This window comes from Mesorhizobium sp. WSM3859 (assembly GCF_002295065.1).
GTDB lineage: Bacteria > Pseudomonadota > Alphaproteobacteria > Rhizobiales > Rhizobiaceae > Mesorhizobium.
The window spans coordinates 416399-431197 of the sequence record NZ_NSGG01000003.1 but is presented as its reverse complement, the minus strand read 5'-3'; the positions used below and the strand labels follow the sequence as shown (position 1 = coordinate 431197).

General features: G+C 63.5%; 12 protein-coding genes. 6 read left to right on the top strand and 6 right to left on the bottom strand.

Going from position 1 to position 14799, the window contains the following annotated elements:
• Positions 1-63 precede the first annotated feature (63 nt).
• Together CK230_RS09000 and CK230_RS08995 are read left to right on the top strand one after the other, a co-directional pair.
• On the top strand, positions 64-792 hold the full coding sequence (locus tag CK230_RS09000) for a response regulator transcription factor (protein WP_245429864.1): 729 nt from the start codon (positions 64-66) through the stop codon (positions 790-792).
• A 151-nt stretch (positions 793-943) separates the two neighbouring features.
• Positions 944-3052 (top strand): ATP-binding protein, encoded by a 2109-nt coding sequence (locus tag CK230_RS08995; RefSeq protein ID WP_245429863.1) that lies wholly within the window; start codon positions 944-946, stop codon positions 3050-3052.
• A gap of 263 nt (positions 3053-3315) precedes the next feature.
• Here CK230_RS08995 and CK230_RS08990 read toward each other — a convergent pair whose 3' ends face one another.
• Positions 3316-3726: a hypothetical protein gene (locus tag CK230_RS08990; protein WP_095816808.1), complete on the bottom strand. Its 411-nt coding sequence runs from the start codon at positions 3724-3726 to the stop codon at positions 3316-3318.
• A 468-nt stretch (positions 3727-4194) separates the two neighbouring features.
• On the opposite strand from CK230_RS08990, the gene CK230_RS08985 reads away from it, so the two are divergent.
• The gene (locus CK230_RS08985) at positions 4195-5397 is read left to right on the top strand and encodes an aromatic ring-hydroxylating dioxygenase subunit alpha (RefSeq protein WP_095816807.1); all 1203 of its coding nucleotides are present in this window, start codon (positions 4195-4197) and stop codon (positions 5395-5397) included.
• A 260-nt stretch (positions 5398-5657) separates the two neighbouring features.
• On the opposite strand, the gene CK230_RS08980 is transcribed toward CK230_RS08985, so the two are convergent.
• Positions 5658-7076 (bottom strand): aminotransferase, encoded by a 1419-nt coding sequence (locus CK230_RS08980; protein ID WP_095816806.1) that lies wholly within the window; start codon positions 7074-7076, stop codon positions 5658-5660.
• A 289-nt stretch (positions 7077-7365) separates the two neighbouring features.
• On the opposite strand from CK230_RS08980, the gene CK230_RS08975 reads away from it, so the two are divergent.
• The 3 genes from CK230_RS08975 to CK230_RS08965 are packed head-to-tail and all read left to right on the top strand — an operon-like array spanning position 7366 to position 10212.
• Positions 7366-8283, top strand: coding sequence for an ABC transporter permease (locus CK230_RS08975; RefSeq protein WP_095816805.1), 918 nt, complete (start codon positions 7366-7368; stop codon positions 8281-8283).
• Positions 8280-9101, top strand: coding sequence for an ABC transporter permease (locus tag CK230_RS08970; RefSeq protein ID WP_095816804.1), 822 nt, complete (start codon positions 8280-8282; stop codon positions 9099-9101). Before CK230_RS08975 ends, CK230_RS08970 begins: the two co-directional genes overlap by 4 nt.
• Positions 9102-9138: 37 nt before the next feature.
• Positions 9139-10212, top strand: coding sequence for an ABC transporter ATP-binding protein (locus CK230_RS08965; protein ID WP_095816996.1), 1074 nt, complete (start codon positions 9139-9141; stop codon positions 10210-10212).
• Here the strand turns inward: CK230_RS08965 and CK230_RS08960 are convergent.
• From CK230_RS08960 to betI, 4 genes are all read right to left on the bottom strand, one after another.
• Positions 10176-11474 (bottom strand): flavin monoamine oxidase family protein, encoded by a 1299-nt coding sequence (locus CK230_RS08960; protein WP_095816803.1) that lies wholly within the window; start codon positions 11472-11474, stop codon positions 10176-10178. The genes CK230_RS08965 and CK230_RS08960 overlap by 37 nt on opposite strands.
• Entirely contained in the window at positions 11471-12547 is a 1077-nt protein-coding gene (locus CK230_RS08955) for an extracellular solute-binding protein (protein ID WP_095816802.1), read from the bottom strand. Before CK230_RS08955 ends, CK230_RS08960 begins: the two co-directional genes overlap by 4 nt.
• 418 nt (positions 12548-12965) lie before the next feature.
• Positions 12966-14048 carry an ABC transporter substrate-binding protein gene (locus tag CK230_RS08945; RefSeq protein WP_095816801.1) on the bottom strand — a complete coding sequence of 361 codons (1083 nt, stop codon included), beginning with the start codon at positions 14046-14048 and terminating at the stop codon, positions 12966-12968.
• Positions 14049-14106: 58 nt separating this feature from the next.
• Positions 14107-14796 carry a transcriptional regulator BetI gene (gene betI / locus CK230_RS08940; protein WP_095816800.1) on the bottom strand — a complete coding sequence of 230 codons (690 nt, stop codon included), beginning with the start codon at positions 14794-14796 and terminating at the stop codon, positions 14107-14109.
• Positions 14797-14799 lie beyond the last annotated feature (3 nt).

Below are 14799 nucleotides of genomic sequence, written 5' to 3'. Positions count from 1 at the left end.
TGAGTGCTGGACATCATGTTTATACCCAATCTACTTTCCGCTGAAAGCGGGAGCGAGCGCGTAGTGAAGGCACGCATCATCGTCGTCGAGGACGAACCGGATCTGAGGGAAGCCGTGGCCGAGTATCTCGGCGCCAGCGGCTATGACGTCGTGACGGCCGAGAATGCCGTGGCGGCGCGCGCGCTGTTCGAAGCGCAGCCCTTTCACCTCGCCATCCTCGACATCGCCATGCCCGGCGAGGACGGACTGTCGCTCGGCCGCTGGCTGCGCTCGAAAACGCAGATCGGCATCATCTATGCCACCGCCGCCGGCACCGCACTCGACCGCATTGTCGGGCTGGAGCTCGGCGCCGACGACTACATCGTCAAGCCGTATGAATTGCGCGAGGTGCTGGCGCGGGTGCGCAGCGTTTTGCGCCGCGTGCCGCAGCCGGCCGAGCCGCAAGCCGCGAAGGCCGAAACCGGCAATCGTCGCTTCATGAATTTCGGCGGCTTCCAGGCCGATTTCGACGGCAGGCTGGTCACTGCCGCCAATGGCGCGGTGATCGAGATGGCGAAGAGCGAGTTCGACGTGCTCGAGGTTTTCCTCACCCGGGCCAACCGGCTGCTGACGCGGGCGGCGATTTCGGAAGCCATCGGCTTCGTCGAGGATCCGGAATCCTCGCGCGCGGTCGACATCCGCATCATGCGGCTGCGAAAAAAGATCGAGGCCGACCCCGCCAATCCGAAATTCCTGCGCACGGTGCGCGGCGAAGGCTATATCTTCTCGCTGCCGAGCGGCGACGCGAACTGAGCATTCCGGGAATGGCGTGAAATGGCCGGGCTCGGCACCTTAGCCGTAGCCTTCCGTCCGGAATTGCGTCAAAACAAAGCGACAGAGCAGTTTGCCGTTTCCGTCGGAACGGGGATGCTCTGAACCACCGACGTCCGGGCCTGGAATGACCATGACTGCTGATGCAGCTCGCAGCGATACGCATAGCTCGCGCCCGGGCGGTGCCGCGATGGCGGCCGTCCACGTCGTGCGCCGCCTGCGCGAGGCAGGCGACTGGCAGCGCGAGATGGACGATATATTGGCGACGATGTGCCGCAAGATGGATTGCCAGCGCGGCATCCTCTTCCGGCTGCGTGAATTGCCCGGCGAAGGCTTCGCCCAGTCCGTCGCCGCTTATTGGATCGACCCGGATTTCGGCGGCGAACTTGCGTCGCCCACGGTGATCATGCAGTCGATCATTAACTCGGATTCCTTGCTGGAGCGCCTGCAGGAAGACGAGCGGCAGGGCAAGATCTTCTCCGGCCACACCCGCGACCTCGACGGTTTCCTGCGCACCGATTTCGAGAAGCAGAACATCAAGTCGTTCCTGTCCGTCTCGGTTTTCGCGCATGGCCACCTTTGGGGCACGCTGGCCATCAACGACTGCGTCGCCGAGCGCGCATGGACGGATGAGGAAGAAGCGACGCTGCACATCATCGCCCTGGCGATCGGCGACGCCATCGAGCGCTCGCCGTCGGAGGCGCATGCCAGCGAGGTGATTCGCCGCACCATGCTGCAGGCCTCGCTCGACGCCATCATCGTCATCGACGAGACGGGTTCGATCATCGAGTTCAATCCGGCCGCAGAGAAGATGTTCGGCTTCCAGCGCAGCGCCATACTCGGCAAGGACCTGCTCGATACCATCGTTCCGATATATTACCGCAAGGGCTATGCCTCGGGTGCCGAATACATGGCCGGCCGCGGCGCGGCGATGGTCGGCCAGCGCCTGGAGACCGTCACCCAGAACGCCGTCGGCGAGATCTTCCCGATCGAGCTGACGGCGACGGAGATGCGCGTTGCCGACCGCCGCCTGATCTTCGGCTCGATCCGCGACCTGCGCGAAAAGCTGCAGGCCGAGGAAGAGATCAACCGCCAGCGCGAGAAGCTGCATCAGAACGAGAAGATGGCGGCGATGGGCTCGCTGCTCGCCGGGGTCTCGCACGAGCTCAACAATCCGCTGGCGGTGGTGGTGGCGCAGTCGACGCTGCTGCACGAATTCGCCGGCGACCCGCAGACCAAGGTGCGGGCCGAGAAGGTGCGCGCGGCCGCCGAGCGCTGCGGCCGCATCGTCAAGAGCTTCCTGTCGATGGTGCGGCTGCACCCGACCGAGCAGGCCGAGACCGATCTCAACCAGGTAATGCGCTCGGCGCTCGAAGTCACCGCCTATGGCGCGCGCTCCAGCGGCATCATCATCGACACCGACTTTGCCAACGGGCCGCTGCTTGCCATGGCCGACGCCGACCATATCACGCAGGTGGCGGCCAACTTTCTCATCAACAGCCAGCATGCGCTCGCCGGCGTCACCGGCGAGCGGATCATCAAGGTGCGGACCTTCCGCAACGAGCGGGCCAATCCGGGCTTCTCCGTCGAGGACAACGGGCCGGGCATTCCCGAGGCGATCCGCGCGCGCATCTTCGAATCCTATTTCACCACCAAGCCGGTCGGGGTTGGCACCGGCATCGGCCTGTCGATCTCGAAGTCGATCGTCGAGCGCCACAACGGCAACATCTGGTTCGAGGAGGTCGTGCCGCAGGGCGCGCGCTTCGTCGTGCAATTGCCGGCGATCACGAGTGCCGGCGCCGCGCCCGGCGAAGGTCCGGCGCGGTCGAGCGGGTTGCGCCATGCTTTGATCATCGACGACGAGCCCGACGTTGCGGGTTCGCTTTCGGACATTCTGGAACTGATGGGCCTTAAGTCGCGTGTCGTGGCAAGCTGGACCTCTGCCGCCGATGTGCTCACCGGCCATATGCCGCCGGACATTGTCTTTTCCGACCTGCGCATGCCGGGCACCAGCGGCATCGCGATCTACCGTCAACTGCTTACTGAGAAGCCGGCGCTGGCAAAGCGCTTCGTGCTGGTGACCGGCGATCTGATCGGCGCCAAGGCGGAGATCGAAGCGCTGCCGCCACCGCAGCGCCCGCACATTCTGGAAAAGCCCTTCTCGACGCTCGACGTCCGCGGCATCCTGTCGGCCGTCGCCGACGAAGCCGCAACCGCAGCCGACAACGGCGCCCAAAACTGAGCCAAGATCGCTGAGGCGGGCCGAACTCTGGGTTCGCACGCCGTCGGCTTTGTCGAGATTCAGGTCAGGCCGAGCCGAGAAGGGTGGCTTCCGAGAACCGGAGCGGAGCGTACTTAAAGTACGTGAGCACCGGAAGCGCAGGAAGCCACTCTTCGCAGGCCGGGCTCACCTGAATATCGACGGAGCCGAAAAAAAGAGGCTCCCGACCGACTTCAGCGGCGGGAGCCTGACTTGAGCGCAGGAGGGAGCGCTCTGGGGAGGTCTTAAAAAATGTTCGGCGTGCTGGTGAGCGGCGCGGCGTTGGCGATCATGCGCACAGCGCGCTCGCGGTGCTGGCCTGACTGCTGGGCGATGGCGCGCAGGCAGTCGATGCTCTCGGCGCCCCAATTCTGGCCCTTGCAGGCAAAGTCGATTGCGCTTTCCGGCAGGCGGGCGGTCTTGAGCGTGGTCTGCGCGCCTTCCACGACATTGGCCGGCGGGTTGATAGAAGCGAAGGCCGGACCGGAAGCAGGCGCGGCCAGCATGCCGACGAAGGCGCAGGCGGCAATCAGCATGAACATCGCCATCGGATGGTCGTTGGCGCGCTGACGCAGCGCAAGCTTCGGCCGGCGATCATTGCGCTCCGGGCCATGCAGACGGCGATTGGTATCGGCGGCATGAACTTTCGCAAACATCGGTCGGTCCCTTCATTATCTTTCTTTTTGGCTATGAAACGAACTTAATTGCACCGGGTAACAACAGGATATTGGCTGCGGCCGACTCTGTAACAGGATTGAAACAGCGCTCGGCATTCTCGCCCTGCCGCAACCATTCCTTGGTTCGAAGCTGGTCGACGCAGATAATGCCACCTGTCGCGGCCGGCCGACTGTAAACGACCTCACACAAGCCTGCCGGGATCAGCCACCTCGGCGGCGTTGCCGCCCGCCTCGCAATCCATCGAGACGGGCCTTCTTCGAGACCGCTGTGCGCGCTCACAATCGCTGTTCCGCTTCCCCGATTAAGGCCCGGATTTCCCGGGATTTTTCCGGTCCAGGCGAGGTAGAACCTGCCGCCACGGAATTTCCATATTTCCGCAAACCGTTGCGTTTCAATGATAAATATGTCTATATTGAATGAGTATTCAACAAAAGAAGAGCATTCCGATGAACCCGCACCTCCGTGACGTGGCGATCCCCAATGATTGGGACCGGCGGGGTTTGCCGGGGTGGAGTTATCACTCCAACGCCCTTCTCGAGCTCGAGAAGGAATACGTCTTCCGCGATCACTGGCAGATCGCCGGCCATGTCTCCGACGTGCCGAATCCAGGCGACTATCTGACCATGGACGTCATCGGCGAGCGCGCGCTGATCGTGCGCGGCAAGGACGGCGTCGTGCGCGCCTTCAACAACATGTGCCGCCACCGCGGCAGCCGCGTCGTGGCCGACAGCCAGGGCAGCTGCAAGAACGCGCTGGTGTGCCCATTCCACGGCTGGGTCTACAATCTCGACGGCACGCTGCGCGGCGCTGCCCGTCCGCGCTCCTTCCCCGAGCTCGACAAGACCGAATTCGGCCTGATGCCGCTCGATGTCGAAATCTGGATGGGCTTCATCTTCACCCGCTTCCGCAAGGGCGGCCCGCAGCCTTCGGTGGCCGAACTCTTGAAGCCCATCGAAGCCGAGATGGCGCATTACAACATCGCCGATATGGTGCCGTCCTGGGGCATCTGGACCCAGAAATCGCCAGTCAACTGGAAGTCGGTGCGCGACGTCGACAATGAAGGCTACCACGTCGCCATGGCTCATCCGGCGCTGCAGGACCTCTACGGCGCGACCTATTTCGACGAGCCCTTCATCAACGGCGTGTCGCGGTCCTTCGCCACCTACAATCCGCATGCCGGCCGGCGCTGGAGCGTGCGCGAGTACATCAAGCTTGCGCCTGAGGCCACGCATCTGCCGGAGCATCTGCGCAAGGCCTGGATCTACTACGGCATCTTCCCCAACAACGCGTTGTCGATCATGCCGGAATCCGTGCAATTCTATCAGGAGTTCCCATTGTCCACCGGCGAGACGCTGCTGCGCGGCGCCATCTACCGCTACAAGGACGAGACCCGCGAACAGGCGGCGGCGCGCTATCTCGCCTACCGCATCGACCGCGACACGATGAACGAGGACGTACAGCTTTCGGTCTGGTCGAACGAATCCATGCTGTCGGAGGCTTTTGAAGGCTTCTACTTGTCGGATTTGGAGTATGGCGTGCGCACCCACCACGACCATTTGCGCAGGCAGGTCCCGGTGCTGAACCTGGAGACGGCGCCAGAGGAAAAGGACATGTGGGGATTGAACGACGCGCTGAGGTCGAGGGGATGAGCTCTGCCTTCTCCCCGTTCCACGGGGAGAAGGTGCCGAAGGGCGGATGAGGGGCAGCGCCGGCGTCCCGCGATTGGCTGCCCGCAAGCTCAGAAAGCTATCTTCGACTAAAATATCGTAAGCCCGCGCTGCGCCGCCTGGTGAGATCATCACCTCATACGGATAAATTCATTCGGCGCGGCCAGCCGCCAACGTCGGCGCCGCCCCTCATCCGCCTGCCGGCACCTTCTCCCCGTGAAACGGGGAGAAGGAAGAGCTAATCACCCGTGCCACACCCCTTCTTTCCTCAAATCATCCATCGTCCGCGAAATCCCCTCGCGCAGGATTGCCACCATGTCGTCGACCTGCTCCTTGGTGATGATCAGCGGCGGCGACATCACGCACATGTTGATCAGCGGCCGCACCAGAAGGCCGAGTTCGTGGCAATGCGCGTCGATGCGTTTGCCGACATTCTTGTCGAGCTGCAGCGGGTCCTTGCTTTCGCGGTCGGCGACGCATTCGACGCAAGCCATCAGGCCGAGGCCGCGCACCTCGCCGACCAGCGGCAGCTCTTCCAGCGTCTTCAACCGCGCCTGGAAATAGGGCGCGATCTCGCGCGTGTGTTGAAGTACGCCCTCTTCCAGCAGGTCGAGGTTCTTCAGCGCCACCGCGCAGCCGATCGGGTGGCTGGTGTAGGTGAGGCCATGGCCGAACATCGCGTCCGGATGGTTGGAGCGGCGCAGTTCTTCCAGCAGCCGTTTCGAGATGATGACGCCGCCGAGCGGGAAATAGCCTGACGTGACGCCCTTGGCGAAGGTGATCATGTCCGGATCGATGCCGAACACGTCACCCGAGGCAAACACATGCCCGAGCCGTCCGAAGCCGGTGACCACCTCGTCCGAGACATAGAGGATGCCATTGTCGCGGCAGATCTCGCGGATGCGCTTCAGACACCCGTCCGGCGGCACGATGACGCCTCCGGAAGCCTGCACCGGCTCGCCGACAAAGGCGCCGATGCGCTCCGCGCCGACGCGCGCGATCGTGTCGCGGAACTGGTCGACCAGGAAGTCGGTGAAGGCTGCAACGCTCATGCCCTTCGGCCGGCGGAACGGATCGGGCGAGGAGAGCTTGATCACCAGATCGCTTGCGCCGTCCATCCAGTCGTGATCGCGCGGACGGCCGTTGAGCGAGGCCGAGAGATAGGTCGAACCGTGATAGGCGCCGCCGCGGCTGAGGATCAGCTTTTTCTCCGGCCGTCCGCGCACATTGTTGTAGAACTGCATGAAGCGCAGCGCCGTCTCCACCGCCGACGAGCCGCCGGTGGTGAAGAAGGTGTGGCTGAGGTCGCCGGGCGCGGCATCGGCAATGCGCCGCGCGAGTTCGACCGAGGGCGCGTTCATCGTATACCAGGGCGTGTTGTAGGAGAGCGCCATCGCCTGGTCGTACATGGCCTTGGCCAGCTCCTCGCGGCGATGCCCGACATTGATGCACCACATGCCGGCCGGGCCGTCGATCAGCCGCTTGCCCGCGGCGTCGGTGATGTAGATGCCGTCGCCCTCGCCGATCAGCGTGCGCGCCTCGGCGCCGACCGAGCCGGCAAAGGGCCAAGGCTGGACGAGATGGCGCTTGGCGAGCTCGACCGCGTTGTCGTCGCCGGGCTCGATCAATTCGTTCGCGTTGACCTTGCTTTGAGCCGCCATCTTCGCCTCACATCATCGGGTTGCAGAAATTTGCCGCACATCAAACAGCGCGGAAAACCAGGGAAATTCGGCTTTTCAGCACTTCATTTTGAATGTTCGTTCAATCAATATTGCAGAAATAGCGCTTGATTTCAATCGGCGGATGCGCTCATGATGAAAGAATGTCGGCAAGCCAGGGAGCCATCGCGCTTCAAGCATAAATCGGGAACAGGCAGCCGGCGGTAGAATGGGAAGGCCGCATGGCGGGACAGTCCGAGCCAGCTACCGAAGTCACGCCTGGAGCGCTGCAATGACGGTTGCCGCGGAAGGGTCGCCCCCGTTGCGCATAGCGGGGGCCAGACGAAATCCCCTTCTGCAATCGGAAGCCGTTCAGGGCTTTGCCCTGATCAGTCCCACCTTCGTCTACGCCCTTATTCTTCTCGTCCTGCCGATCCTGGTCGTCATCGCCCATTCTTTCTGGACGCAGAACTACCTCACCATCGACCACACCTTCACGCTGGAGAATTATCGGATCGCGCTGACCGAGCCGATCTACCGCGACCTGCTCTGGCGCTCGCTTTACATCTCGCTGACGGTTAGCCTGTTGACGGTGGCGCTCGCCTACCCGATCGCCTATTTCATTTCCTTCCATGGCGGCCGCCACAAGAGTCTGTGGCTGTTCCTCATCACCATCCCGTTCTGGACGAGCTACCTGCTGCGTGTGATGTCGTGGAAGGTGATCCTCGGCTACAATGGCGTCTTGAATTCCGGTCTGATGGGCCTTGGCATCATCAGCGAGCCGTCGGACGCGCTGCTCTATAATTCCACCGCCGTTATCATCACGCTCACCCATGCCTGGGCGACCTTCGCCATCCTGCCGATCTTCGTTTCGCTGGAGAAGGTCGACCGAACCCTGGTCGAAGCGGCAACCGACCTCGGCGACGGGCCGCTGCGCTCTTTCCTGCGCGTGACCCTGCCGCTGTCCGCGCCCGGCGTCATATCGGCGGCGCTGATCGTCATGATCCCGACCGTCGGCGACTATGTCACGCCGAAGCTTGTCGGCGGCAAGGACGGCGTCATGATCGCCAACACCATCCAGGCGCAGTTCGGCAAGGCGTCGAATTGGCCGCTGGGCGCCGCGCTCTCCGTCACCACGATGATCATCGTCTCGCTGATGGCTGGCGCCACCGTGCTGGTCATCCGCGCCTTGCAGAGGCTGGCACGATGACAGCGACAAGACGTTTTCTGCCTGGATGGCTGTCGAGCTACGCCACGCTCTACATCCTGTTCCTTTATCTGCCGGTGATCTTCCTGCCGATCTTCTCGATCAACACGGCGGCGACACCGAAATTCCCGCTCTCGGGCGTGACCTTACACTGGTACGAGGACCTGCCGAAAACGCCGGCGCTGATCGACGCGACCTGGAACAGCCTGATCGTCGGCGTCTCCGCCTCGATCCTGTCGACGGTGCTGGGCATCCTCGCCGCCCGCTCGATCACCCGCTACCGCTACCCGGGCCGCCGCGCCATCAACGGGCTGATCATGGCGCCGCTGGTGCTGCCGGAAGTGATCGTCGCAATCTCGATGCTGCTGGTCATGCTGCAGCTGGGCCTCAGCCTGTCGCTGCTCACCGTGGTGCTCGGCCATGTTCTGGTCTGCATCCCCTATTCGATGACCGTGCTGACCTCCGGCTTCGAGGGTTTCGACCGCAGCCTGGAGGAGGCTTCCGCCGATCTCGGCGAGAGCGCCTTCGGCACCTTCCGGCGCGTGACGCTGCCGATGGTCGCGCCGGCGATCATCTCCAGCCTGCTGGTCTGCTTCACCATCTCGCTTGACGAATTCATCATCGCCTTCTTCCTCACCGGCACCGAGGCGACACTGCCGATCTACATCTGGGGCCAGTTGCGCTTCGCGGCCAAGCTTCCCGGCGTGCTGGCGCTCGGCACCTTGCTGCTTTTCGCATCCTTCGTGCTGATGACGATTGCCGAAATCCTGCGCCGCCGCGCGGCGAGACGCACCCAGAACGAGGGAGGCCTCTATGCTTGAGCGCGTCCAATCCGAGCGTATCCAATCGGATCGCACCATGATCGACATCCGCGACGTCACCCGCAGCTACGGATCGTTCAAGGCGCTGGACAACGCCTCGCTGGCGATCCGCGAAGGCGAGTTCTTCTCGCTGCTCGGGCCCTCGGGCTGCGGCAAGACCACGCTGTTGCGCATGATCGCCGGCTTCGACACGCCGACCAGCGGCTTGATCGCCGTCGACGGCCAGCCGATGGACGGCATCCCCGCCAACCGACGGCCGACCAACATGGTCTTCCAGAGCTACGCGATCTTCCCGCATCTCAATGTCGAGCAGAACGTCGCCTATGGGCTGAAGCGTCTGAAGCTGGCGGCCGGCGAGGAAAAGCGCCGCGTCGAGGAGGCGCTGGCGCAGGTCTCGCTGACCGGCCTCGGCAAGCGACGCGCGACCGAGCTCTCCGGCGGCCAGCGCCAGCGTGTCGCGCTTGCCCGCGCGCTGGTGATGCGGCCCAAGGTGCTGCTGCTCGACGAGCCACTTTCGGCGCTCGACAAGAAATTGCGCGGGCAGATGCAGGTCGAACTGCGCCGCTTGCAGCAGGCGGTCGGCATCACCTTCGTATTGGTCACCCACGACCAGTACGAGGCTTTGGCGATGTCGGACCGCATCGCCGTGATGTTCGGCGGCCGCATCGCGCAGGTCGCCTCGCCCAAGGAGATCTACCAGCGCCCGGTCAATCGCCAGGTCGCCGACTTCCTCGGCGGCATGAACTTCGTCAAGGCCGAGATCGTCGAGGAGAACGGCGCTTCACTGCTGCTCGACACGCTGGGCTTCGGCCGCGTCAGGACCGACAAGCCGAAGGCTTTCGTGCGCAATGGCGGCGCGGCGACGCTTGGCATCCGTCCGGAACGCCTGCGCGTTCTGTGGGACAATGCGTCGGCGAAATTCGAGGTGGCGGGCAAGGTGGTGGAGCGCCACTATTTCGGCGAGATCACCCATCTGATCGTCGAGATACCGGGGCTCGAAAAACCGCTCTCGGTGACCGAGACCAACGATTTCGGCGCCGACGACATTCCGGTCGGCGCGCCGATCCGCCTCGCCTACGATCCCGAGGCCCTGGTGGCGATGGCCGACTGAATCTTGCCAGCAGCGACGCGCCCGGCGACGATCGCGCCTTCGACATAGCCCGGGAAAGACGGCGAGATTTCCGAAGCGGCGAAATGGACCGGCGGCGCGCCGGCGAGGATCACACGCTCGGCATCGCGCGCCGTGACATCGATGATGAGATCGCTATAGGCGCCACCGCTCCAGCGGTCATGCGTCCAGTCACGCGCGCTGAAATCGACGATGTCGGCGGCCTGCGGGCCGAGCGCCTGGACAAGCCTCGCGGTGATTTCCGCCTGCAATGCCGCCTCGCCGAGTGGATGCCAGCGCAGCGCCAGCGGCCCGCCGACAAACACCACAAGCGCCGCGTGATCGGCATCCTTGCTGGCGTCGCAGGCAAACAGCCCCGGCTGGTCGCGCCACATGACCATGCCGCACAGGCCCCGCTCGCGCCAGAACGGCTTTGCGTAGCGCACCAGGATCTTGATCACCGCGCCGCTCTCCCAGACGCCGAGCGCGCTTGCAAGCTCGGCAGGCAGGGCAGGCGCAAAGTCGAGCTTGGCGGCCGTCGCCGGCGGCAGCGCGATCAGAACCTCGCGCGCTTCGATGACCCCGCGGGCCGACACGACGCGAACGCCTTGCGGCCCATGCTCGATCCGCGTCGCGGCTTCGCCGAGCCGCAACCGGTCGGCGAGGTCGCCGGCAAGATCGTCGGCCAGCGACTGCATCGTGTCGCCCAGAAAATACTGCAGCTCGAACACCTCGTTGGTGATGCGGCGGTCATTGTCGATCAGGTACCAGAGCGGCACTTTGTCCGCCGCCAGGCACCACAGGCCCTCGACCAGCGAGCGAAAAGCGGCCTTGGCGTCAGGCTCATCGTGCTGGCGTTCCAGCCAATCGGCTACGGTCAGCCCGGCAATCGCCGGATCGCCCGGATCGATCCGGTTCATACGCTCGCGGATCGCCATCGAGACATGATAGGTCCGCTCCGCCCGCGCCGGCGTCATCGACGGATGGGTGATGAACTCGCCTTCGATATAGGTCTCGACGAAAGTCTTGCCGCGCGCCTTGGCCAGCGCCATCACTTGGGGCATATCCACGCACAGGAACTGGCCACCGCTGTCGATCAGCTCGCCGAGCCCGTTGCGGACAGCCTCCACCCTGCCGCCGACGCGGTCTCGCGCCTCCAGCACAAGGAAATCGATACCGGCGCGCTTCGATTCGAGAGCGGCGGACAGGCCGGTGAAGCCGGCGCCGACGATGACGACGTCGGTTCTTTCAATGATGCTGCTCAATAGCCGGCCTTGATCTTCTCGAACTCCGCGACCATGCGCTGCTTGAGGTCCGGCGCAACCGGCTGCTGGAACAGCGTCTTGTCGAGGAACTTGTCGAGATTGTCGAAGCCGCGGTCGCTGAGCAGCTTCTGGTCCATCGCCGCCATGCCGCCGCTGTTGCCGTGCCCGTAGCCGAAGGTCTTCACCATATACTCCGAAACACCCGGCGCGTTGACGGCGCTCAGAAAATCATAGGCCTGGTCGAGCTTGCCCGGCGCATCCTTGAGCAGCACATAACCGCACACCCAGGTCGAGATGCCTTCCTTGGTGTCGCGGTTCATGGCGATCGGCAGGCCCTGCCCCTTCAGCGTCACATAGGTCTCGTTCCAGCCCCAGACCAGGTCGACTTCGTTGCCCGTGAAGGCCTGGTTGAGATCGGTGTCGTCGGTCCAGTAGAAGCGGACATTCTTGTGCACGTCGCGCAGGAAAGCGGAGGCTTGGCTGAACTGCTCGTCGGTCATCTTGGTCCAGTCCTTCAGCCCGATGACCAGGCTCGCCAGCGCATAGGCGTCGTCGACATTGTCGCCGATGGTGACGCGGCCCTTGAACTTCGGGTCGGCGAAGATCTTCAGCGACTGCGCCTCATCCGCCGTCACCTTGTCGGTGCGGTAGAGCAGCGAGGTGTTGCCCCAGTCGAAGGGCATGAACCAGGCCTTGCCGTCGGCGGTGGTGGCGAGGTCCTTCATCGCCATGATGCCGGGATTGAGGTCCTTCCAACCGGCGATCCTCGAGGTGTCGAGCGGCTGCAGCAACCCGGCCTCGCGCCATTTCACCACGCTTTGCGAGCAGGGATGCGCGATATCGGCCTTGAAGCCGGCGCGCATCTTCTCGAACGCCTCGTCCTCGTCGCCGAAGAAGGAGAAGGTCGGCTCCGCGCCATGTTTGGCGGTGTAGGCCGGATGCAGAAGCGGGTCCTCGTAGCCGGACCAGTCGAAGACGACCAGGTCGCCGCCGCCTTCCGCAAGCGCATAGGCGGTGCCCGTGCCGACGGTGACGACAGCAGCAAGGACAAGGCGGCGAAGCATGGATTTCATGGCGCGAGAAACTCCCCCATCGCGGGCATATCGGGGAGAGGTTAGGAGAATTCCCGGGCTTTGGCGAGCCCGCCTGGGTCGCGTCCAACCAATAGCTTCGAACCGATGACAGCCTCCAACTTGGGGTCAAATCCAATAATTTTCGAAGTCGGCGTTGCCCCTCATCGCCCTGCCGGGCACTTCTCCCCGTATAGTGACGGGGAGAAGGGGCTGGCCGCAACCTCGGCGCCTTACTTGCAACGTTCGAAATTGGCGAAACCATCGATGGGAGCGCCCCTCTCCCCGTCACTATCCGGGGAGAGGATGCCGGCAGGCAGGTGAGGGGCGGCGCCAACGTTCGAAAAGCTATGGGCAAATTTGAACCTAAGCGATTGCCCTGTTCTCGTTCCACGAGAAAACCGGGGCCACGAAAAAGCACTCAATAGCCGGCTTTGATCTTCTCGAACTCGGCGATCATCTTCAACTTGAGCTCCGACGGCAGCGGCTGCTGGAACAGCGTCTTGTCGACCCATTTTTCCACGTTGTCGTAGCCCTTTTCCTTCAGGATCGCCGGGTCGACGCCCGCCATGCCCTTGGCGTTGGCCTGGCCGTAGCCCCAGTCCTTGACCAGCACCTTGGCGACTTCCGGATCGTTGACGGCATTGAGATAGTCATAGGCTTTGTCGATGTTGCCGGGCGCGTCCTTGAACAGCACGTAGCCGCAGACCCAGGTCGAGATGCCTTCGTCGGTGTCCTTCCTGGACTTGATCGGCACGCCCGCTGCGGCCGACTGCACGGTGGCGTCGTTCCAGGCCCAGGCGAGATCGACTTCGCCGCCCGAGAGCAGCTGCACGATGTCGGTGGTGTCGGTCCAGTAGGAGCGGACATTCTTGTGCACCTGGCGCAGGAAGTCGGACGCCTGTTTGAACTGGTCGTCAGTCATCTTGGTCCAGTCCTTGAGCCCGATGGCGAGGCTGGCCAGGGCATAGGCGTCGTCCACATTGTCGCCGATCGAGACCCTGCCCTTGTATTTCGGATCGGCGAAGGCCTTCAGCGACTGCACGTCCTTTTCGGCGATCTTGTCGGAATTGTAGGTGAGTTGGGTATCGCCCCAGTCCCAAGGCATGAACCAGGCCTTGCCGTCGGGCGTGGTGGCGAGGTCCTTCATCGCCATGATGCCGGGATTGAGGTCTTTCCAGCCAGCGATCTTCGAGGAGTCGAGCGGCTGCAAGAGCCCGGCCTCGCGCCACTTCACCACGCTCTGCGAACAGGGATGGCCAAGATCGGACTTGAAGCCGGAGCGGATCTTTTCGAACGCCTCGTCCTCGTCGCCGAAGAAGGCGAAGGTCGGCGAGTCGCCGTTCTTCTCGACATATTTGCCATGGAAGCTCGGATCCTCGTAGCCGGACCAGTCGAACACGATCAGGTCCTTGTCGGCGGCAACGGCGAACGCCGCCGCCGAAGCCGCGAGCGCGCTCCCAAGCGCCAATGTCAGTGTCAGGCGACGGCTGAGTTTTTTCATGCTTGCTCCATCCTCTTTTGGTCTGCCGGTCTTGCTGGCCGGTTGTTGTTAACCCCGGCTATTGCTGGCCATAGTGTTTCGGGAAGGCGGCGGCCAAGAACGCGTTCGCCGCCTGCAATGCGGTCTCTCGCGTGGTGTCCTCCGTCCCCATCATCAGCCGCAGCCACAGGCCCTCGAGCATGGCGCTGAGCGCAAGCGCGATGACCTGGGGGTCATAGCTGTAGCCGCCGCTTTCTTTGAGCGTCGCGCAAAGATCGATGAAGACCTGCTGGTAGTAATTGTCGCGCGAGCTGCTCAGCGCCTGGTAGGTCGGCCGCGACTTGGCCTCGCCCCAGAAGGCGAGCCAGGCGGCGAGCTTGCGCTTGTTGCAGATCGCGCGGTCGAAATCGGCCCACACCAGATGCTGCAGCTGCCGCGCCGGATCGTCGCCCGCCTTCTGCAAGGCCGTGCGCCAATGCGCCGAATACTCGTCATACATGTGCTGCAGCGTGGCGATCAGCAGCTTTTCCTTGCTCTCGAAATGGAAGTTGACGATGCCGCGCGACAGGCCCGCGCCGTCGGCCACGTCGGCCATCGTCGTTTCGGCATAGCCGCGCTTGGCCAGGGAATCGATCGTCGCCTCGATCAGCTGCAGCTGCCGGACCTCTTTCGAGGCCTTGCGCCCGCGTTTTTCGGCATCGCCTTTTTGCGCCGTTTCGGAGAGAGCATCGCTCGCCTCAGTCTTCATGGGTGTGACGGTCTCCAGCATCGC